The sequence below is a fragment of the Halarchaeum acidiphilum MH1-52-1 genome, assembly GCF_000474235.1.
Lineage (GTDB): Archaea > Halobacteriota > Halobacteria > Halobacteriales > Halobacteriaceae > Halarchaeum > Halarchaeum acidiphilum.
Genome location: NZ_BATA01000020.1, coordinates 1 through 19,583, shown reverse-complemented (window position 1 = coordinate 19,583; position 19,583 = coordinate 1). Strand labels below are relative to the sequence as shown.

Below are 19,583 nucleotides of genomic sequence, written 5' to 3'. Positions count from 1 at the left end.
AGCCGACGGCCGGGAGGCCTTTCAGCGTACTCCCCACCGTGCCATCCTCTCCGCCGTGCCATTCTCCCCACCGTGCCATCCTCCCCGCCGTGAACGGTGCGGCTCTCTCCTTGGATCCCATACGAACGCGCTCCTCCCCTCCCTACTCACTCGCTTCGCTCGCTCCTTGAGGAAGGGGACTCCGCGCTACCGCTTCAGTTGAAGACGGATCGTCGTTCACCGCCGCGCGGCCGCGTCGGGATCCGCGCGCAGCGCGGCGAAGGCGTCGAAGAAGTCCTCGCCGGTGTCGATCAGCGCGTGGTCGGCGCGGAGGTCGCGGGCGCGCTCGGTGACGGCCGCGACGTGGTCGTCGAGGCGCTCGCGGTACGTGCGGGTGCGCCGCCCGCCGAAGTACGCCCGTTCCGTCGCGCCCGTCTCGGCGTCCCGGAAGATCGTGTCGCCCGTCGGCTCCGGGTCGAGTTCGGCCGGCGAGAGCACCTGCGGGAGCACGACGTCGTTGCGCGAGAGCGCGGCCACGCCCGACGCGACGTCGTCGGGATCGACGAGGAGGTCGCTGACGACGATCACGAGCGACTTCGACCCGATCGTCGCGGCGTACGCGTCGAGCGCGTCGACGAACGCCGTCTCGCCCGACGGGTCGGTCGCGTTCAGCCGATCGACGAGCCGGAGGAGTTCGCTGCGATTCGAGCGTCCCGTGTCGAGACGCTCGGGACGCTCGCGGAAGAGGGAGAACCGGAAGTCGTTGTGCTCCTCGGCGGCGAGGTAGGCGAAGCCGAGGCCGAGCTTCGCGCCGTAGTCGAACTTGTACGCGTCGCCCTCGCCGTAGTCCATCGACCCGCTCGCGTCCACGAGGACGTGGACGGTGAGGTTGCGCTCGGCCTCGAAGACCTTCACGAATAGCTCCTCCGTGCGCGCGAACAGCCGCCAGTCGATGAGGCGGGTGTCGTCGCCGGGCGCGTACCGCCGGTAGTCGGCGAAGGTCAGCCCCTCGCCGGCGTACGGCGATCGCTGCTCGCCCTGCCGTTGCGCCGACGTCTCGCGGCGAAGCGACGCTCGAAAGCGCGCGAGTTCGTCGAGGAAGGCGGGATCGATCACGCCCCTTCGAGGAGCGCGCCGACGGCCTCGTCCGTCGTGAGTCCCTCGCGCTCCGCGCGGAAGTCGAGGCGGATGCGGTGTCTGAGCACGGGGCGCGCCATCGCCTCGACGTCCTCCCAACTGACGTGCGCGCGGCCGGCGAGGAACGCGCGGGCCTTCGCGGTCGTGACGAGCGCCATGCTCGCCCGCGGGCTCGCGCCGTACTCGATGTCGTCGGCCTCGCGCGTCGCGCGAACGAGGTCGATCGCGCGATCCCGGAGGTCGTCCGCGATCGGCACCTCGCGGACGAGCGATTGGATCTCGCGGACGTCGTCGCCGCTCAGCACGCGCTCGACGGACTCCGGGCGGACGTCGCCGGTGTAGCGCCGGACGATCTCGCGCTCCTCGTCCGCCGCGGGGTAGTCCACGACGATCTTCATGAGGAAGCGGTCGGTCTGAGCCTCGGGGAGCGGATACGTTCCCTCTTGGTCGATCGGGTTCTGCGTCGCGAGCACGAAGAACGGTTCGGGGAGCGCGTGCGTCTCGCCCGCGGCCGTCACCTGCTGTTCCTGCATGGCTTCGAGCATCGCGGCCTGCGTCTTCGGCGTCGCGCGGTTGATCTCGTCGGCGAGGACGACGTTCGCGAAGATCGGTCCCTCCTCGAAGACGAAGTCGCGCCCCGACTCGCGCTCGCGGATGATCTCCGTGCCCGTGATGTCGGAGGGCATCAGATCGGGCGTGTTCTGGACGCGCGAGAAGGAGAGGTCGCTCGCCGCCGCGAGCGCCCGGACCATCGAGGTCTTCCCGAGACCGGGATTGCTCTCCAAGAGGGCGTTGCCGCCGGCCAGCACGCAGACCAACAACTGGTCGATGATCTCGCGCTGCCCGACGATCTGCGTCCCGATCTCCGCGCGTACCTCGTCGATGCGTTCCTGTAATGCGTCGATGTCGTCCGTCATGATTGAGTCTGGTTGGCTCGGATCCGGAGGTTGTACTCGCGTATCAGGTCGGCGTCCTCGACGTCGCTGGGGGCGTCGTAGCCGGCCTGCTGGCTCTCGACGGCACCGCTCGACCCGCCCGTGTAGCCGCTGGCGTCGTACGACTCGGGGCTGTCCGCGCCCGATCCGCCGCTCGACGCCTGCACCGATGCGTTGAGCGCGTCGTCGCCCGCCTCGACGTCCGTGGGGTCGCCGAGGACGCCCGAGGCGTTCTGCAAGCCGCCGTACTCGTCGCTCGCGTCGCCGCCACCGCCGCCCGATCCCGCGGTCGTCGCGCCCGGGCCGCCGCCGACGCCGATCGTGATGCCGGCGACCGCGACGTGCACGCACAGGAGGGCGACGACGGCGACGGCGACGAGCGTGACGGCGACGCGGCGAGCGTCGAGCAACGCGACGCTCGACGTCTCGCGGAGGTCGGCGAGCACGCGCTCGTAGAGGCGCCCCGCCATCCGCGTCTCGCGGCCGTCCGTGGCGGCGTCGCGCGCAGTCCGCAGCGCCTCCCGTACCGCGGGGTTCACCGCCTCGAACTGCTCGACCAGCGGGCGTCGAGCGCGGAGGACGACCTCGGCGGAGAAGGCGACGAGACCGAGCGCGACGGCGACGAGGGGGGCGACGGGGAGCGAGTAGCCGGCGAGCGGGCCGAGCGCCGGGAGCGAAACGGTCGCGGGCGCGGCGTCGACGCTCGTGCACGCGAGGTCCGCGAGGAGCGCGACGAGCACCGCGTCGATCGTCGCGTAGATCGCGGCGACCTTCAGCCCCTCGCGTCTGACGGCGCGGATCGCACGCGTCATGCCCTCGCGCGGGCTCGCGTCGCCGCCACCGTCACCGGTCTCGATCTCGCGACCGGACTCCGCTTCGGCCGCCCCGTCCGCTCCGGCAACTTCGGCCGATCCGCTCGCGTCCGCGCGTCCCTCAGTCATCGGGGGACACCGGCGGCGGCGCCACGGACTGTTGGCTTCGCGCCTCCTCCAGTTCGCTCTGGAGGCGATCGATCCGGTCGTTCAGGCTGTCGACCCGGTCGTTCAGCTCGTCCACCCGGTCGTTGAGCGACGACACCGTATCCCGTAGGTTCTCGTTCTCGGAGCGGAGGTCCTCGTTCGTCCCCTCCAGCTCGTCGTTGCGGTCCTTGAGATCGCGTACCTGATCGTTCAGGTCGTCCACCTGATTCTGGAGCGTGTTGACGCGCGATCTCGCCTGCTGGAGGTCGTTTCGCGCCTCCGAGAGCTGGTCTTTCGTGCTGGAGAGCTGGGACTCGGTGTTCTGTAGCTCCCCGGAGACCTGCTGGACGTCACCGCGGGCGCGCTGGACGCTCTCGTTGAGGTTTTCGAGGTGCTGGCGCGTCTCGTTGAGCGTCGAACGCGTCTCGCTGAGATTCTCGCGGAGCTGGTCGTTCTGCGCTTCGAGCCGGTGGTTCTGCGTGGAGAGATCGGCCGCGGCGTGCTGGAAGAACAGCGTCGCGCCGCCCGTGCTCGCGACGGAGAGACAGAGCAGGCCGACCAGCACGGCGTTGAGGGTGTTTCCGATGGCCGTCACGGCAGTCCACCCCGATTGGTCGTCGCGCCCCGGTAGACGAGGACGCGCCGGACGACGATCTCGCAGCCGAGCACGAGGAGCGCGCCGAGCAGGCAGAGCCAGTCCCAGCGTTGCCGGATCTGCCGGACGCGCGTGGACTGCTCGCGGGCGAACGACGCGATCGCGGCGGCGTCGTCCGGCTCGAACGTCCGCCCGCCGGTCGCGGAGACGGCCGAGGAGAGCGCGGCCGACGGACCGAACGCGCCGTACTCCGCGGGGTAGTTCGCGGCGTACGTCGCGTTCAACACCGTGGCGTAGCCGGGCCGCGTCGGCGTCACCTCGGCCCGGTAGACGCCGTCGCCGGCGGCGCGGAAGGTGAGACCGTCGACGGACGGCCGCGACGACCCGCGGTAGGTGACGGTCGTCGGCTCGCCGACGCGCGTGTCCGGGACGTCCGTGACGCCGCTGCGCTTGCGCTCGGGATCGCCGATGACGTAGTTCACCGATTTCGTCACGAGCAGGGAGTCCGGCCGCGAGAGCAGGCCGTCGAGACCGCCGTCTGCGCCGTAGGTCGTCACCGTGAGCACGCGCCCCAGCCCGTAGTTCCACGACGCGACCGCGGGCGTGCCGTCGCCGGTGGCGACGAGGTAGTCCGCGCCCGGCTTCACCGAGACGGCGTTCGAGCGCCCGGGATTCGAGCGGAGCGTGACGCCCGCGGTGGCGAACGCGTCGGGATCGACGACCGTCAGCCCCGATCCCTGATAGCGGTGCGCCGAATCGCCGAACTGGAGGCTGAGGCGGTTCGTCTCGTCGGCGTGGTAGTAGGTGCCGCCGGACGCGTCCGCGATGCGGCGGAGCGTCTGCTCGTCGGTCGTCTGGCCGACGCCGACGCTGATCACGCGCGTGCCCGCGTCGCCGAGCGTCGCGGCGGCATTCGTGGCTGCCCCGCGGTTCGAGAACCCGTCGCTGACGAGGATGACGGACCCGCGCTTCTCGCCGAGCATGTCGCCCGCGCCGCGAAGGCCCGCGGCGATGTCCGTCCCGCCGCCGGAGGTGAGGCGCTGGATGAGGTCTCGGGTGTCGGCGCGGGCGTTCCCGAGCGTTCGGAGGTCCGCGACGCGATACGCCTGATCGTTGAACGCCACGACGCCGACGCGATTGCCGTCGCCGAGCTGCGAGAGGACGTCGAGCGCGATCGCCTTCTGCGTCCCGAGACCGCTCCGCGCGCTCCCGGAGACGTCGATCGCGAGGACGACGTTCGCGCTCGATCCGCCGGACTCGCCGGTCGAGACCGGGAGCAGCGACCCGAACGCGTGCCGGCCGTACCCGCCGTTCTCGAACGCGCGATCGCCGCCGGCGACGACGAGACCGCCGCCGTCGATGACGAAGCGCTGGAGCGCCTCGGTGTGTCCGAGCGCGCTCGCCGGGAGGTTCTGCGTCACGACGGCGTAGTACGGACTGAGATCGGCGGGCACCGAGGACGCCGTCCGCACGTCGTACACCGTCCGGAGGTAGTCGAGGAGCGGGTAGTCGCCCCGCGAGACGTAGAGCACGCGCGGGCGATCGACGACGCTCACCGAGCGCCGGAAGACGTCGTTCTCGTCGAAGGCGTCGTCGCTCTCGATCCGCGCCGTGACGCGGTGCGAGCCGGTGGTCTGGAAGGTGTGCGAGAACGAGACGTCGCCCGAACCGTCGTCGAGCGTGCGCGTCAGCACCTCCTCGCCGTCGACGGCGACGTGGAGCGTGACCGGGGAGGCGTCGGTCTCGACGCCCGCGACGCTCGCGAGGAAGCTGTTCTCGACGCCGACGCTCGTCTTCGACGGCCCGCTGACGCGCACGTCGCGCTCCGTCCGGTTCGGCGCGACGTCGACGGCGCTGATCGTCGCGTTCAGCGAGCGCGCGAGCTCCGCCGCGGAGGCGAGACTGCGCCCGCCCGTGACCCGCCCGTCGGAGACGGCCACGACGCTGCCGTTCGACCGGAGGTTGGCGGCGATACCGTCGCCGATCCGCGAGCGGGTGCCGTCGCCGATCGTCGCCGTCGTCACCGGCACGCCCTCCCGTTCGATGGCATCCGTGAGTCCGGTAACGGGTTCCGTGACGTTCATACTGTCGGAGCGATCGGTCAGCAGGGTGACGTGGGGATCGCCCGCCGTCTCCGCGCTCGTGACCGTGTACGGGCCGGCCGCGGCACAGAGGAGCAACGCGACGATCGCGGCGCGCGACGCGAAGAGCGCCCAGCGACTCCGGCGCGCCGCCGTCCCGTCCGCCCGAGCGAAGACGAGCGCCCAGAGCGCGACGAGCGCGACCGGGATCGCGACGAGCGCGAGCGGCGTCGCGAGGCCGAGGGTGACACCGCCGAGAGTGACGGTCACAGATCACCCACCCGCCGGAGATAGACGAGTTCGAGGAGGCAGACGAGCAGCGCGGCGAGCGCGACGTAGCCCGTGAGCCGCCGGGGGACGGGCTGGCGCTCGACGACGGCGGGCGGCGCGGCGTCGTCGCCCGACCGCTCCGCGAGCGGCGTCGCCGCGACCGCCGACTCGGACGCGCTCAATAGCGCCGCGCTGTACCGGCGATCGCCGACGGCGTAGTAGCCCGCTCGATCGAGGCGGACGGTCGTCGCGTTCACGCGCCCGTCGGGCGTCCCGACGACCGTCGGCGCGTCGAACGCGAGGCGCGTCCCGGTCGCCCGATTCGCCGACGAGAGGCTCTCGCGGCCAGCGAGCGTCGCGATCGCCCGCTTCCAGAACACCGGGTACTGGTAGTCGTACTTGAACGAGGAGGCGTCCTCGATGTAGCCGTCGTAGAGGATCCGCCCGGAACCGCGGGAGGCGAGCGCGATCAGCGGCGTCCCGTCGCTCGTCGCGACGAGCGCGCGCCCCTCGCGCAGGTCGCCGGTGAGGTACGTCTCCGGCGGCGGGAAGGAGATCCCGCGCGTGAGGTCGTCGTCCGCGACCGGCGCGACCGTCGGATTCGTCCCGGTGCCGTTCGGAGCGAGGAGCGACAGGTCGCCGTACTTCTCCGTCGGGAGGTCGTCCTGCGCCGCGATGACGACGCCGCCACCGCGCTCGATCGCCTCGCGGCCGGCCTGCACGTTCCCATCGAGCAGCCGCGAGCGCTGGAGACCGCTGTAGATCACGACGTCGTACGCGTCCTCGACCGTCGTCGGCGGGCGCTTCACCGTCAGCGACACCTGCTCGTTGACGGCCAGCGCGGTCGTCAGATGGGTGTTCTCGTCGTTCGTCAACACGAGGACGTCGATCGTCGGATCGTCGGGCGCGGCGACGGGTACGGCGTCGTCCGTCGGGAAGTCGTCGCCCGGCGACAGCGAGACCGTTCCGCCGCCCCCCGGGACGGTGAACGTCGAGGTCTCGACGTCGCCGGGCGCGAGCGTCAGAGACCGGCGCTGTTCGCCCAGCGACACCGTCCGCTGAACGGTGTCGTCGGCGTCGCTCTCGACGGAGACGGTGACGTTCCGCCCGGAGAACGACCGCCCGACGATGCCGACGTTGGCGTCGCCACCGCCCGCGAACTGCCGCAGTTCGACGTGGAGACCGCGCGCCCGCGCCGTCTCTACCTCCTCGCTCCACGCCGAGTCGTCCGCGAAGTCGCTGTAAACGACGACGCGCGCGTCGTCGTCCGCGATCGCCGTCGCCTGCGCGATCGCGCTCCGGAGGTCGCCCGGTGCGTCCGTGTCGTGCAAGCCGTTCAGCGTCTCGCGTGCAGTCGTCGGACCGGCGCGGCGGAGCGCGACGCGGCCGTCGCCGCCGGCGACCACGACCGAGGTCGTGCCGGTCACGTCGTCGCGCGCGGCGTCGATCGCCCGCGCGAAGCGGGTCGACCCGCCCGACTCCGTGGCCATGCTCGCGCTCCCGTCGACGACGAGCACCGTCTGCTGGACGGTCGAACTCGCCGGAACGGAGACGTACGGCGCGGCGAGCGCCACCACGATGGCCGCGAGCGCGAGCAGTTGGAGGAGGAGCAGGAGGGTGCGCCGCAGGCGCTCGAAGCGCGAACGGGACTCCGCGCCGCGCTCGCCCGCGGCGAGAAAGCGCAGCGTCGGGAGGTCGCGCTCCGCCGGGTCGGGCCGCACGAGGTAGAGGAGGACGACCGGCACGAGCGCCCCGAGTGCCAGCAATCCCGTCGGGGAGAGGAAGACGTCCGCGAGGGCCATACCCGACTCTCGCTCCGGCGACTAATGAGGGTGTCCCCGTGGTGACACCGTCGCGTCTCGCCCCCAATCACAACTACCATACCGTGGGGCGCCGGAGTGGCGACACACTAGGTGGATCCCGTGACCGAGAAACGCGAGTATACGGACGACTATCCCGAGAAGACGCTGTACATCCCCGGTCCGACCGAGGTCCGCGAGGACGTCATCGAGGAGATGGCCCAACCGATGTTCGGCCATCGGATGGACCGAATGACCGACCTCTACACGACCGTCGTCGAGGACACGAAGACCTTCCTCGGCACCGACAACGACGTCATCGTCCTCACGGCGTCGGGAACGGAGTTCATGGAGGCCGCGATCCAGAACCTCGTCGATGAGCACGTCCTCGTCACGACCTGCGGGAGCTTCAGCGAGCGGCAGGCGAACGTCGCCGAGCGCCTCGGAAAGGACGTCGACACGCTCGAGTACGAGTGGGGGAACGCGGTCAAGCCCGCGGACGTCCGCGCGCGCCTCGAAGCGTCGGAGAAGACGTACGACGTCGTGACGTGCGTGATGAACGAGTCCTCGACGGGCGTGCGCAACCCAATCGAGGAGATCGGCGACGTCGTCGCGGAGTTCCCGGACACGCTGTTCGTCGTCGACGCCGTCTCCGCGCTCGGCGGCGACTACGTCGACATCGACGCCCACGACATCGACGTGATCTTCACCTCGGTGCAGAAGGCCTTCGCGATGCCGCCCGGTCTCGCCGTCTGCGTCGTCAGCGACGCCGCCTACGAGCGCGAGATCGAATCCGACTCCGCCTCGTGGTACGGCGGTTTCCAGCGCTCGCTCGACTACTACGATCGGAAGGGCCAGACGCACTCGACGCCCGCCATCCCCGTCATGCTCGCCTACCGCGCGCAGATGAAGCACATGCTCGACGAGGGCCACGAGGCCCGCAGCGAGCGCCACCGCGAGATGGCCGAGTACACGCGCGAGTGGGCCGCGGAGCACTTCGGGATGTTCCCCGAGGAGGGCTATCGCTCCCAGACCGTCTCCTGCATCGAGAACACCGCCGACATCGACGTCGCGGCGACCATCGATGAAGTCTCCGAGAAGTACGACTTCGTCTTCTCGAACGGCTACGGCTCCGCGCTCGGCGAGCAGACCTTCCGCATCGGCCACATGGGCGAGCACGACGTCGAGAGCATCGAAGAACTCACGGACGCCATCGAGGACGTCGCCGACCTCTAGGCGCTCCGCGTTCGGAAGACGCGAGCGAGGAGACACGACGCCATCAGCGCCGCGACGCCGAGCGACGCGCCGAAGCCCGGACTCCCCGCACCCGTCGTGCTCGACGTCGCCGCGGCCGTCGTCGCGTTCGTCGTCATCGATCCATTCAGCGTCGTCGCGTTCGTCGCCATCGATCCGTTCAGCGTCGTCGCGTTCGTCGCGCTCATCGTCGTCGTTCCATTCAGCGTCGTGTTCGCCGAGCCGTTCGCACCCCCCGAACGCGCGGTCGAGGCGTGCGACGTGGTCGCCGTCGTCGCGCCGAGCACGAGATCGACGGACGAGTCGTTCGGCGTCGTCGCGTTCGTCGGCGTCCCGTTCGCCATCGATCCAGTCGTTATCGTCCTCTCCTCCGCCGTTCCGTTCGCCGTCCTCTCCTCCCCTGTTCCGTTCGCCGTCGCGCTCTCGTCCGCGGACGCCGCCGCGATCCGCACCTCTCGCACGCTCGTCGCGTCACCCGTCGTCGCCGTCACGGTGTACGCGCCGGGGGAAAGCCCGGAGGCGTTCAGCGTCGCCGCCCAGCGGCCGTCCGCGTCCCACGTCTCGACCTGCGTCAGGCGCGCCGCCGTCCCGTTCGTCGCGCGGAGCGAAACGAGCACGTTCGCGCGATCGGGATCGCGGTTCGTCACGCCGGACACCGTGAGCGTCGCATCCCTCGGAATCGGAGCCGTCGCGTTCGCCGAGCCGTTCGCGGCGACGGTCGTGATCTGCACGTCCGCCGCGCGTAACTGGACGCCCGCCGCCGCGCCGCCGGACGCCATCGCGAGCGCGGCGACGACGGCCAGCACGACGACGAGGAGCGAAGCGATTCGGGAGGAAGTCACGTTCGGAGGAACGTAGAGCGTACGTTCGAATAAGCGCGACGCCATTAAGACGGCGTCACCGAGGCGGCATCACCGGGACGGTCGAGAGCGATCACTTCGCGCGCTCGACGACGCGCACGTCGTCGCCGACGCGGATGCGGCCGTCCCGTGACGGCGCCGGGATCCGCGAGATGAGCATCACCGCGTAGAGGTGCTCGAACGCCTCGCGATCCCCCCACTCCGGGAAGGTCGCCTCGCGGCGTCGGAGGAACGTCTCGCGGAAGCCCGCCAGCGGCTCGCCGGTCTCGGGATCGCGCTCCGGGACGACGCAGCGCGCGCAGGGTTCGGCGCCCTCGAATCGGACGCCGTTCACCTCGAACGCGGGCGCGTCCTCACCGACGAACCGGTCCTCCCAGAACGCCGGCACCCCGCTCACCTCGACGTTCGCCCGCAGGCGCTGGCGGGCGTTTTCGACCGTCATCTCGTCGTACCACGACGCCACCTCCTCCAGCGTCGCCGCGCTGATGACGGAAGGGCCGAGATCGGGGCGATCGACGAACGACGGCGGCGCATCGACGCGGACCTCGACGGCGAGGTCGAGATACGATCCGAGCCACTCGCTCGCCGCCGCGCGCCCGTCCGCCGTGCCGAGTTCGAACGCGCGGTGCTCTTCGGCGGTCTCGACGTCGAACGCCTCCGTTCCCGGATCGAAGTCGGTCGCTAGCTCGTGGAGGCGGTCGCTCTGCTTCCCGTTGTACGCCCGGAACTGCACGTCCTCGCCGGTCTCGATCGCGTCCGCGCCCGGATCGCACATCGCGTACTTCCGGTCGCCGGCGAGCGTCCCGGCCGCGGTCACGTCCGCCGTCCCGACCTCGATCGGATCGAACCCCTTCACCGGGTAGAGCCGGATGCGCTCCACGCGTGCCATGCAGTGGCAGAGAGGGGGCGGCTATTTGTGGATATCGCTCCGGCGGACGTCCCGAGAGCACGGCCGGTGGACGGGCGGTCTGGACGGCAGCGAGGCGCCGCGGCGCGCGCCACCTGTCAGTCATCGGTGTAGTCGGGGCGTTCGGCGTAGTCGATGGGGTCGCGGACGCCGATGTTCTGGAAGGCCTGCAAGCGGAAGGCGCAGGCGTCACACGTCCCGCACGCGGGCGCCTCGTCGCGGTAGCACGACCATGTGAGGTCGTAGGGGACGTCGAGGTCGGTCCCTCTCTCGGCGATATCGGTCTTGGACCACTCGGTGAACGGCGCCTCGATGCCGATCTGGGTGTCGTCCTTGGTGCCGACGTCGACGACGGTCTGGAAGGCCTCGAAGAACTCGGGCCGACAGTCGGGATACCCCGAGAAGTCCTCGGAGTGCGCGCCCATGAAGACGGCGTCGCAGTCGTTCGCCTCGGCGTACGACGTCGCCATCGCGAGGAGGTTCGCGTTCCGAAACGGCACGTAGGAGGTCGGGATTTCGTCGCTCTCCAAGTCCGCTTCCTCGACGTCCATCCCCTCGTCGGTGAGCGAGGACCCGCCGATCTTCGAGAGGTGATCGGTCGTGAGGTGGAGGAGGTCCGCGGCGTCGAAGTGCTCGGCCTGTGCTTTCGCGCACTCGTACTCCGTGTCCTCGGTGCGCTGGCCGTAGCTCGTGTGGAGCAGATAGAGTTCGTAGCCCCGTTCTTGGGCGACCGCGGCGGCGGTCGCGGAGTCCATGCCGCCGGACGCGAGGACGACGGCGCGCTTCGCGTTCGCGTCGCTCATCGCTGGCCCTCCCCGCGCGCGATCGCGTCGCGGAACTGTTCGCGTTCGACGTCGGTCGGCTCGCCGATCGCGGTGCGAGTCGTGGTCGTGCTCTCGGTCTCGATGCCGCGCATGGCCTCGCAGAGGTGGATGGCGTTCATTTCGACGAGGACCATGGGGGCGTCCAGTTCGTCGACGAGACCGGACGCGACGTCGTTGGTGAGGCGTTCCTGCATGGTGAGTTGGCGGGACTGCCAGCGGACGTAGCGCGCGAGTTTCGAGAGACCGACGACCGCCTCGCCGGGGCGGTAGGCGACGTGCGCCGTGCCGTGGAAGGGGAGGAGGTGGTGCTCGCAGAGCGAGTAGAACGGAATGCCGGTCTTCACGACGAGGTCGTCGCTCTCGGCGTCGAAGGTCCGCATCGTCGGCTTCGCTTCTCTTCGCTGGCCGTCGGTGAGCGTCGCGAACGCGTCGGGGACGCGGCGCTCCCACGTCTCGGTGAGACCGGGCCGGTCGGGGTCCTCGCCGAGCGCTTCGAGGAGGAGGCGCGTCGCACGCTGGGCCTTCTCCCGGTCGATACCGTCGTCGTCTGGTTGGGTGAGGGGTGAGTGTTGCGTCATGGATTACGTGCCGGGGGCGTCGTTCCAGAGATCGACGTGGAGACGGGGCGTGTACCGATAGCCGTACTCCGTCGCGAGATCCGCGACCGCGTTCCGCGAGTCGTCGAGTTGCTCGCGCGTCACGCCTTCGGGCATCAGGAGGACGTCCGAGTCCGCGACGGTCGTCGACGTCGCGTCCCGAACGCGGGCGAGGAGGCCCTCGATCTCCGGGAGATCGGCTTCGCCGGTAACGACGAACTTCAACTGCGAGTCGTAGGTGTCGACGAGGCGTGCGAGCGCGTCGATGTCAATTCGCCGGTCTTCGTGGCGCTCAGCCCACTCGCCGTCGCCCTTCGGGTCCCTCTCCGTGGTGGGCGTACTGGAGGCGAGCTTCGGGCTGATGCTCGCGAGGTCGATCGGCGCGTCGCGATAGATCGTCCCGTTCGTCTCGACGGTCGTGTGGTAGCCCAATTCGTCGAGACGTTCGAGCAATTCGACGGACTGCTCGTGGACGAGTGGCTCGCCACCCGTGAGGACGACGTGCTCGGCTTGCTCGTGGGACTCGACGTCCGCGACGATCTCGTCGAGTGTCATCGCGCCGTGCGTGGGTTCCCACGAGGTGTGATAGGAGTCGCAGAACCAACACCGGAGGTTGCACCCGCTCGTGCGCACGAAGACGCTCGGCATCCCGGCGAGTGTACCCTCCCCTTGCAGCGAGTAAAAGAGCTCGTTGATCGGGAGCGTCGCGGCGTCGCCACCCGTTTCAGTTGACGCGTCGGGGTCGGCGGTCGAGTTGACGGGCATCTACTCAGACGCCTCCAGCACAGAGTTCGGCCGTTTCGCGGACCGAGACGGACACCGCGGAGACACGGTCGGGGAGGCGTTCGAGGAGGCGGTCTTCGAGGAGCACGCCCATCACCTCAGCCGTCGGCGGATGATCGAGGACGACGACGCCGTCCATGTCGCCGCTGGCCTCGAAGGCCTCGACGAGCGGGTCGCCCGCCTCGAGGAGGAAGCGATGATCCCACTCGTCGATAATATCCGTGATGTCGCCCTTGTCGACGACCCACCCGTCCTCGGAGAGCGTGCCAGTCACCTCGACGGTGATCTCGTAGTTGTGGCCGTGCGGCCGACTGCACTTGCCGTCGTGATGGCGGAGCCGATGACCGGTGCTGATGCGAATCGGCCGATCGCCGCCGATCTGGAGCGTTCGTTCCCCGGCGTCGGCGAGCGCCGACGCTGGTTGCCGTTCGAGAGACACGGAACGACCTTCGCCGAGGGGTGCCAAAGTATTATCGAAGGACTCGTGTGAGCATATTCCCCGTCGGCCGAGCGACGGCGCCATTGAGAATCGATGGAGGTCATCGCTCGACGCGTCGACTGCGTTCGATCGAGCAGGGCCGTTCGCCGTCGCCGCGACGGCTCGCGTGCCCGAACAGTTTTGCGAGTTGCACCGGTACGTGCTCTCGATGAGCGACGCGACGTTCGAGGTGTTCACGGACGCGGCGGGACAGTGGCGCTGGCATCTCATTCACGACAACGGGAACATCATCGCGGACTCCGGTGAGGGGTACGCGTCCCGGCAGAAGGCCGAGCAGGGCATCGAGAGCGTCAAGCGGAACGCGCCCGACGCCGAAATCGTTCGGATCGACGAGTCGTCTTGAAACGAGATAACTGCCGATAGGCGTGTTGAGAGTGGAAAAGTGCTCCGGCAGGGATTCGAACCCTAGTCCTTGCCGTGAGAGGCCTCGCTCTTCCGACTGGCGGCCCCACGACTGGAGCACCCACCGACCCGCTCGATCAGCGGTCTGGGCTGCTACTGAGAGTTACTATGTGCCCCATGCATATAAAACATCCAGCACGTTGGCCACCGGGCAAAGCCGGTTCGAAGGATGATTCGCAACGATACGGTCGCATTCCGATCTACGAGCACGACGGACCCACCCCTGAACCGAGCAGTAAAGAGGGAGCCGGTGCGCCATTCCGCAACCGAGAAGCTCCTGCCGGAGCGATAGCATCGTAGATGGCGAGCGACCTCCCGACCGCGCGCGACATCCTCGACACCCACGACGAGGTCGTCGACCACTGGGATCTGAAATATCCCGGAACTCGCGTCGCAGCGCCGCGCCTGAAGTTCAAACGCCTCCTCGAAGACATTCCCGAAGCAAACACTGACCATGAGGCGTATCACTCAGCGGCCCTCCTCCTGCGAAACATAACGACGTCGCACTTCTTCGAGGACGGGAACAAACGGACGGCGTGGCTGACGATGCGAACCTACCTCGACCGGAAGGATCTAGAGCCGGCGGAACGGGGTGAGCGCGCGGAGCGCGTGATGCGACGCATCCGCCGGTTCAGTCCGTCCGAACTCGCGGACTGGTTGGAAACGGGCGACATCGATGAAGACCGTCTTACACCGTGACGCGAGGGGAAGACTGAAACGACTGGTGGTAGTAGGAGTAGTCATGAGTCTGGAGTCCGAGGCAGACGAAGACGACGCCTACCGAGAGCGTCACCGCGAGCGGGTTCGCCGGTTCATCGAGGAGGACGAAGAACTCCTCGACGCGCTGCACGACTGAGGCCGCCTTCAGCAGCTGACACGTTACCGACCCCTCGTTGAGGGAGTGTATCGACGACCCGGAGCGTCAGCCGTGCGTCTCCTGCGCCACCCTCGACACCGCCGACGCGGTACGATATCTCGACTGCGCTGACCGCGTGGCCAGACCCCTCGGCCCAGAAAGTACGCACGCGTGGCGTCGCTCGTTCGGCCCGTATGTCCACCGAGACACCGATGCAGGACGAGAGCGAAAATCGAGCGAGCACGGCTCCCGGAGAAGCAGACGACGCCGATAGCGAACAATCAGACGCGATAGTGGGGACGTGGGAAGAGATCGGACGCGAACTCCTCTGCGCACGCCTCGAACGTATCCGCGAGGAGACCGTGCGCGACGCCTTCCGGCAGGCGACGTCGCGGATCTCAGATGGCGACGAACTGACCGAGGACGACATCGACGCGATGTATCGCGCGATTCAAGAGGCGAAGCGAGCCACCGAGATGGCCGCGGGGACGTCGCCCGAGACAGCGCCGTTCCCCGACCCGTGGGACTTCCTCGACGAGGATGGTCGGGAGGCGTATCTCGAAGAGGTCGAGCGCCGACGCGGTCACTGAGAAACGATGTGAGCGCCGGCGGGTTCGGCTTCACTCCCCGGCCGTCTACCTCACCGCGTCGAGTGCCGCGCGTTCGAGTACGTCCCGTACCTTCGGGGACCGACTTCGGCTCAGTCACCCCGAACTGACGACTCGACGATTTCGATCTCCTCCTCGGTCAGCCCGTACAGGTCGTAGACGATCTCGTCGATGAGCTCGTCGGTCTTCTCGATCTTCTCGTCGAGTTCGTCGGCGCGCTCTCTGGCCCGGAGGTAGCGCTCCAAGTCGTCCGCGACGTCGTCGGGGTCGGGGAGTGTGATACGCTTCAATCGGTCGATGGGCGAGTTCGTCTTCGTCGCGTTGTCCCGGAAGCCCGCGAAGCCGTCGGCCTCCTCCACGGCGACGGGTACGAACGCCTCGACGAGCGCGGCCTCTCCCTCAGTGAGCCCCGTGAGTGTGAACGCCTCCATGTAGTCGGTCTCCGCGTACCCCCACTGGTCGGTCTCGAAGGCCTCCTCGTTCTCGGGCTTATAGCGCGCCGTTGCAGAGACCGTCACGCTGGAGCCGTCGCGCTCGGTCTCGACGTCGCCGACGCGGAGCTTCTCGTAGTCCTCGGTCGTCGCATCGAGGACGTTCGACGACGTCGGCTGGAAGAGACCGATATCGGGAGGCTCGGGCCCTCTGTGTAGTTGCCGAGGTAGTTCAGGAGGGTAACATCTATCGAAGATCTTCTCTCTTGCCAATCAGTGAGGTCGTCTACACGCGCTCGGAGGAAGTCATGAAGTACTCCCGGATGGCCGGAGGAGAAATCAACTATGTCAGACACTGCACTTCGGAGAGGGGCTGAATCACCGGTTCTAAGATAACCCTCAAACAGTTCCGTCAGCTTCTGTTCGGAGAGGGGGGTGGACTTCTCAAAGTCGATAAGTGGGACGTTCAAGCCCTCCAGATCAGTGACCGAGATGCGGGGAAAGGTGTCAGATACGACCTTGTTTGACGTTCGGAGAAAAATCCAGGACATAGCCGTGGAATTCAGGATCGCCAAGAGATATTTCCCAGAGTAGTCACCGGTCGGCAGGATGTTCAGGATTGTCTTGTAGTTGCAATAGGTCTCCTCCGTATACGCTGCATGAATTTTGTGTCTGCCGGAGCTCGTGATCTCGCGGACGAGAATGCGGGGCGCGCTAAAGTACCGCATCGGTCGATAATCGTGGAGATGATCCCCATACTTCACCCAAGTTTCGCCGTCGTGTTTCACCGAGTACCGAGAGACGTCCTGGCCAGACAACTCGGGCAGATACTCCTCAGATTCCTGGGTATCAGCGTGAAATATGCGATTCTCGATCTGTTCTTCGGTGTGCTTCGAACGATTATACGCCTGGATTCCTATCGAGACATCCGCTATCTCATCTAGCTGGACGCTGGCTGATCGGATGTGGCGTAGAAGATCTGTCTCTTTGGAGGTCTGACGAACCTCGATACGTTTCTGTGGAGTGTCAAGAAGGGACTCTTGATCCAGTTGGTTCGTCTCTGTGACCCCCTGGATCTGATTTCCACCGTTCTCAGCACGTAGTACGCGAACTCTACCTGGGTTATCCGTTTTGCGGAGCGTCAGAATTATCGTGTCAACTGTCGCCTCATCAAATACTGTCTTCTCGAATCGGACGACTTGCTCTACAGCCGTATTCGTGAGGACGAACTGGCGAAGCCGCCTCGTGTTCTCCATCGTCAGCCACGGTTCTGGAACGATATACCCGAACTCACCGTCCTCTGAAAGGAGTTGAACGCCCTGTTCGAGGAAGACGTGGAATAGATCAACAAAGTACTCTGATACCTCGAATGTGCCGCGAAGGTACTCCTCAATCGGGTCTCCGACTTCAACGTATGGGGGATTTCCGATCACTGCATCAAACCCGGGGTCCTCCAGACGCCCACCGCCATCTCCATAGAACACGACGGGGAACTCTAGCTCCCAGTGGAAGAAGCCCTCTTCCTCGGCCGTTGCTTGCGCCTCCCGAAACAGTCTGTGGTCCCGATATCGTCCCACGAACCGTCCCGAAGTGCTTCAGCCATCTGCTCTTCGGCATCATCGGGAACGTCGAGACCGAACTCCGACGCCGTGTGAACGTTCACCATCGCCAGTAGGTGTCGATAGAGGGGGTCCTCCCGGATCTCTGCGTACACCTCCTCCATCTCCTTGATACCCCCCAGCGTCTCGTTGTCGATGCTGAGGAGATCCGAGAAGCGCTCCAGAACGTGTTCGAGGGCGCGCTGTCGCGTCTGATCCATCCAGTCCGTGAGTTTCGTCTGGCCGGACTGGTCGCTCTCGTCGCCGAGGACGTCCTCGATGTCGCTCCCGACGAGCGAGTTCCCCGTCTTCAGGTGATGGTCGAGGAACGCGAGGGGCTGGTCGGCGGCGAGCGTTTCGAGCCACATCGAGAGCTTCGCCAGCTCGACCGCCATCCCGTTGATGTCCACCCCGTAAATGCACTCGCGGGCGATTTCGCGTCTGAGGTCCTGCTCGTCGTAGCCCTGGATCTCCTGCTCGCGGACCACTTCCATAACGCGGGCGGTCAGATAGCCCGTGGCGGCGGTGAGAAAGTGCGCGCTGCCCATCGCGGGGTCGAGGATCTTCAAATCGAGGACGCCCTGCCAGAACCGCCTGAAATACTCCGTCTCGGTGGGCTCCAATCCGTCCGCCCTGAGGTCGGCTTCGATGTCGTCGACGAGAGATCCGACCGACTCCTCGACGATGTACGAAACGATGTAGTCGGGAGTGTAGTACGCGCCCGTCGCTTTGCGCTCTCCGTCGTCGTTTACGACATACAGATCTCCCTCGTCAACGGTTTCGACGGCGTCAGCGACGCTCACCCCCGTTGCGGGCTTCCAGACTTGTCCGCCGTCCTCGGAGACGGCCGCGTACTCTTCGGGAGCGATCCGGAACTCGTGTTCGAGGAGGCCCTCGTAGATGGTGCCGAGGTGGCGAGTATCGAGGTCGGCGTAGTCCGCGAGGACGAACTCGCCGTCCTCTGTCTCGGTGGTCCCGATCCGGTAGATCACCTCCGCGATGTAGCGGTCGGCGACGGCGTGTTCGGCGAGGAACTCGTGGTCGTCGGCGTCGAACAGCCCGCCGTTGTAGGGCGGGATGCCGAGCGACTCCTCGCCCTCGTCGACGAGGGTGAAGAGCTCGTCGAGCCGCCCCCACATCTGCGTGGATATCTCGCTGTAGTCCCCGAAGTCGTCGCCGGACTGGACGTCCTCGTGGATTCGCGTTCGGAGGTCGTTGAGTCCGAAGTGCTGTTCGTACTCGTCGCGCATCGCGGGGTTCTCGGGGTGGATGAGACCGCGCGATTCGGCGTAGAGCACGAACATCAATCGATAGAGGAGCACGAGCGACTGTTCTTTGAGCTCGCTGAGTCCCTCTTCGTCCTCAGGGTCCAATTCGAGCCCGTCGTTCGTCCGGAGGAACCCCTCGCCGAGAATGCGGAGCGCCGTGAAGACGTTATCCTGGAGGTCCTCACCGAGTTCCTGTGCGGCGGTCTCGCTCTCGTTCCAGACCGTGTCGAGGAACGACGCGCCTCCCCTCTCCCGAAAGGCTTCTGGTCTGAAGAACGCGTAGAAGTACTTGAACTGCTCTAGCGTCCCGGATTCGAGGAGTTCGGGGAGATCGACCTCGTAGTAGATCTCCGTGGCGTAGTCCTTCGTCCCGTAGAGCCGCCACTTCCGGCCGTTCGTGAGGACGCCCCATTCGACGTCCTCCGGCGTGTGTTCGAGGTAGTACTTGACCTGGTGGGACGCGTCGCGGTACGAGCGCTGCTCGCTGAAGCGCGTCGTGAAGTCGGCGTCCCACTGCTTGGCTTCGAGGATCGCGGCGCTGAGGTTGTACGCGGCGTCCTGATCGCCGTCGCGTTTGCGCGTCGCCGCCGTCCGGCGGACGTCCTCCGATTCGAAGAGGAGGCGGTCGTTGTATCCGCCACCGCCGGGGAGCGTCGTCTCCGAGAGCGTTCCGAACCCGAGGACGTCGAGCGCTTCGTCGATCCACGAGTCGAGCAGCTCGTTCTCGTTATAGGAGGCGACGAGGTCCCGTTCGAGCTCCCACAGCTCTCGGAGTTCTGTGAGCGCGTCCCGCGCCTCGTCGTCACAATCCCACCCGTCGAGGTCGTAGACGCGTTCGTCGAGATAGTAGCCGGAGAAGAGACTCGAATTCTGGTACGCTGAGCCGAGCGTCGCCTGGCTCATCGATGACCATCCGTGAGCAACCTAGCGCGTCGATTGACC

16 protein-coding genes and 1 pseudogene are annotated in these 19,583 nt (G+C 67.3%); 4 read left to right on the top strand and 13 right to left on the bottom strand.

What is annotated here, in order from left to right; all coding sequences use genetic code 11:
- Nucleotides 1-216: 216 nt before the first annotated feature.
- From AOZ13_RS05390 to AOZ13_RS05365, 6 genes are read right to left on the bottom strand one after another with little or no spacing between them, the layout of a single operon-like run.
- The gene (locus AOZ13_RS05390; RefSeq protein ID WP_020222295.1) at nucleotides 217-1,095 is read right to left on the bottom strand and encodes a DUF58 domain-containing protein; all 879 of its coding nucleotides are present in this window, start codon (nucleotides 1,093-1,095) and stop codon (nucleotides 217-219) included.
- A complete protein-coding gene (locus tag AOZ13_RS05385; protein WP_021780028.1) occupies nucleotides 1,092-2,033 on the bottom strand; it encodes an AAA family ATPase in 942 nt (313 codons plus the stop codon). The genes AOZ13_RS05390 and AOZ13_RS05385 overlap by 4 nt, the downstream gene beginning before the upstream one ends.
- A complete protein-coding gene (locus AOZ13_RS05380) occupies nucleotides 2,030-2,992 on the bottom strand; it encodes a DUF7502 family protein (protein WP_021780027.1) in 963 nt (320 codons plus the stop codon). The genes AOZ13_RS05385 and AOZ13_RS05380 overlap by 4 nt, the downstream gene beginning before the upstream one ends.
- Nucleotides 2,985-3,605: a hypothetical protein gene (locus tag AOZ13_RS05375; protein WP_020222899.1), complete on the bottom strand. Its 621-nt coding sequence runs from the start codon at nucleotides 3,603-3,605 to the stop codon at nucleotides 2,985-2,987. The genes AOZ13_RS05380 and AOZ13_RS05375 overlap by 8 nt, the downstream gene beginning before the upstream one ends.
- Nucleotides 3,602-5,956 (bottom strand): VWA domain-containing protein, encoded by a 2,355-nt coding sequence (locus AOZ13_RS05370; RefSeq protein WP_021780026.1) that lies wholly within the window; start codon nucleotides 5,954-5,956, stop codon nucleotides 3,602-3,604. The genes AOZ13_RS05375 and AOZ13_RS05370 overlap by 4 nt, the downstream gene beginning before the upstream one ends.
- Entirely contained in the window at nucleotides 5,953-7,758 is a 1,806-nt protein-coding gene (locus AOZ13_RS05365) for a DUF7408 domain-containing protein (RefSeq protein ID WP_021780025.1), read from the bottom strand. Before AOZ13_RS05365 ends, AOZ13_RS05370 begins: the two co-directional genes overlap by 4 nt.
- Before the next feature lie 120 nt (nucleotides 7,759-7,878).
- Between AOZ13_RS05365 and AOZ13_RS05360 the strand changes: the two genes are divergently transcribed.
- Nucleotides 7,879-8,991, top strand: coding sequence for a pyridoxal-phosphate-dependent aminotransferase family protein (locus tag AOZ13_RS05360; RefSeq protein WP_044957978.1), 1,113 nt, complete (start codon nucleotides 7,879-7,881; stop codon nucleotides 8,989-8,991).
- Here AOZ13_RS05360 and AOZ13_RS13870 read toward each other — a convergent pair.
- The 6 genes from AOZ13_RS13870 to AOZ13_RS05325 all read right to left on the bottom strand — a co-directional run bounded on the left by AOZ13_RS13870 (nucleotide 8,988) and on the right by AOZ13_RS05325 (nucleotide 13,418).
- Nucleotides 8,988-9,851 (bottom strand): hypothetical protein, encoded by an 864-nt coding sequence (locus AOZ13_RS13870; RefSeq protein ID WP_148294561.1) that lies wholly within the window; start codon nucleotides 9,849-9,851, stop codon nucleotides 8,988-8,990. The genes AOZ13_RS05360 and AOZ13_RS13870 overlap by 4 nt on opposite strands.
- 91 nt (nucleotides 9,852-9,942) lie before the next feature.
- Nucleotides 9,943-10,758: an MOSC domain-containing protein gene (locus tag AOZ13_RS05345; RefSeq protein ID WP_020222192.1), complete on the bottom strand. Its 816-nt coding sequence runs from the start codon at nucleotides 10,756-10,758 to the stop codon at nucleotides 9,943-9,945.
- 116 nt (nucleotides 10,759-10,874) lie between these two features.
- On the bottom strand, nucleotides 10,875-11,579 hold the full coding sequence (queC, locus tag AOZ13_RS05340) for a 7-cyano-7-deazaguanine synthase QueC (RefSeq protein ID WP_020222191.1): 705 nt from the start codon (nucleotides 11,577-11,579) through the stop codon (nucleotides 10,875-10,877).
- Nucleotides 11,576-12,178: a GTP cyclohydrolase I gene (gene folE, locus AOZ13_RS05335; RefSeq protein ID WP_021780022.1), complete on the bottom strand. Its 603-nt coding sequence runs from the start codon at nucleotides 12,176-12,178 to the stop codon at nucleotides 11,576-11,578. The genes queC and folE overlap by 4 nt, the downstream gene beginning before the upstream one ends.
- 3 nt (nucleotides 12,179-12,181) lie before the next feature.
- Nucleotides 12,182-12,961, bottom strand: a complete 780-nt coding sequence (locus tag AOZ13_RS05330; RefSeq protein ID WP_021780021.1) for a 7-carboxy-7-deazaguanine synthase QueE — start codon at nucleotides 12,959-12,961, stop codon at nucleotides 12,182-12,184.
- A 4-nt stretch (nucleotides 12,962-12,965) separates the two neighbouring features.
- Entirely contained in the window at nucleotides 12,966-13,418 is a 453-nt protein-coding gene (locus AOZ13_RS05325; RefSeq protein ID WP_020221625.1) for a 6-pyruvoyl trahydropterin synthase family protein, read from the bottom strand.
- Between the two features lie 208 nt (nucleotides 13,419-13,626).
- Between AOZ13_RS05325 and AOZ13_RS05320 the strand changes: the two genes are divergently transcribed.
- The 3 genes from AOZ13_RS05320 to AOZ13_RS05310 all read left to right on the top strand — a co-directional run bounded on the left by AOZ13_RS05320 (nucleotide 13,627) and on the right by AOZ13_RS05310 (nucleotide 15,326).
- Nucleotides 13,627-13,821, top strand: coding sequence for an HVO_2922 family protein (locus AOZ13_RS05320; protein ID WP_020221626.1), 195 nt, complete (start codon nucleotides 13,627-13,629; stop codon nucleotides 13,819-13,821).
- A 359-nt stretch (nucleotides 13,822-14,180) separates the two neighbouring features.
- A complete protein-coding gene (locus tag AOZ13_RS05315) occupies nucleotides 14,181-14,579 on the top strand; it encodes a Fic family protein (protein WP_020221627.1) in 399 nt (132 codons plus the stop codon).
- 450 nt (nucleotides 14,580-15,029) lie between these two features.
- Nucleotides 15,030-15,326, top strand: a complete 297-nt coding sequence (locus AOZ13_RS05310; RefSeq protein WP_234402832.1) for a hypothetical protein — start codon at nucleotides 15,030-15,032, stop codon at nucleotides 15,324-15,326.
- 110 nt (nucleotides 15,327-15,436) lie between these two features.
- Here the strand turns inward: AOZ13_RS05310 and AOZ13_RS15870 are convergent.
- Nucleotides 15,437-19,544 (bottom strand): annotated as a pseudogene (locus tag AOZ13_RS15870) (Eco57I restriction-modification methylase domain-containing protein).
- Nucleotides 19,545-19,583 lie beyond the last annotated feature (39 nt).

What these genes read in the sequence shown, in the direction of transcription:
- AOZ13_RS05330 (WP_021780021.1), bottom strand. Translation starts at nt 12,961, where the DNA reads ATGCCCGTCAACTCGACCGCCGACCCCGACGCGTCAACTGAAACGGGT.
- AOZ13_RS05380 (WP_021780027.1), bottom strand. Translation starts at nt 2,992, where the DNA reads ATGACTGAGGGACGCGCGGACGCGAGCGGATCGGCCGAAGTTGCCGGA.
- queC (WP_020222191.1), bottom strand. Translation starts at nt 11,579, where the DNA reads ATGAGCGACGCGAACGCGAAGCGCGCCGTCGTCCTCGCGTCCGGCGGC.
- AOZ13_RS05365 (WP_021780025.1), bottom strand. Translation starts at nt 7,758, where the DNA reads ATGGCCCTCGCGGACGTCTTCCTCTCCCCGACGGGATTGCTGGCACTC.
- AOZ13_RS05345 (WP_020222192.1), bottom strand. Translation starts at nt 10,758, where the DNA reads ATGGCACGCGTGGAGCGCATCCGGCTCTACCCGGTGAAGGGGTTCGAT.
- AOZ13_RS05385 (WP_021780028.1), bottom strand. Translation starts at nt 2,033, where the DNA reads ATGACGGACGACATCGACGCATTACAGGAACGCATCGACGAGGTACGC.
- AOZ13_RS05320 (WP_020221626.1), top strand. Translation starts at nt 13,627, where the DNA reads ATGAGCGACGCGACGTTCGAGGTGTTCACGGACGCGGCGGGACAGTGG.
- folE (WP_021780022.1), bottom strand. Translation starts at nt 12,178, where the DNA reads ATGACGCAACACTCACCCCTCACCCAACCAGACGACGACGGTATCGAC.
- AOZ13_RS05315 (WP_020221627.1), top strand. Translation starts at nt 14,181, where the DNA reads ATGGCGAGCGACCTCCCGACCGCGCGCGACATCCTCGACACCCACGAC.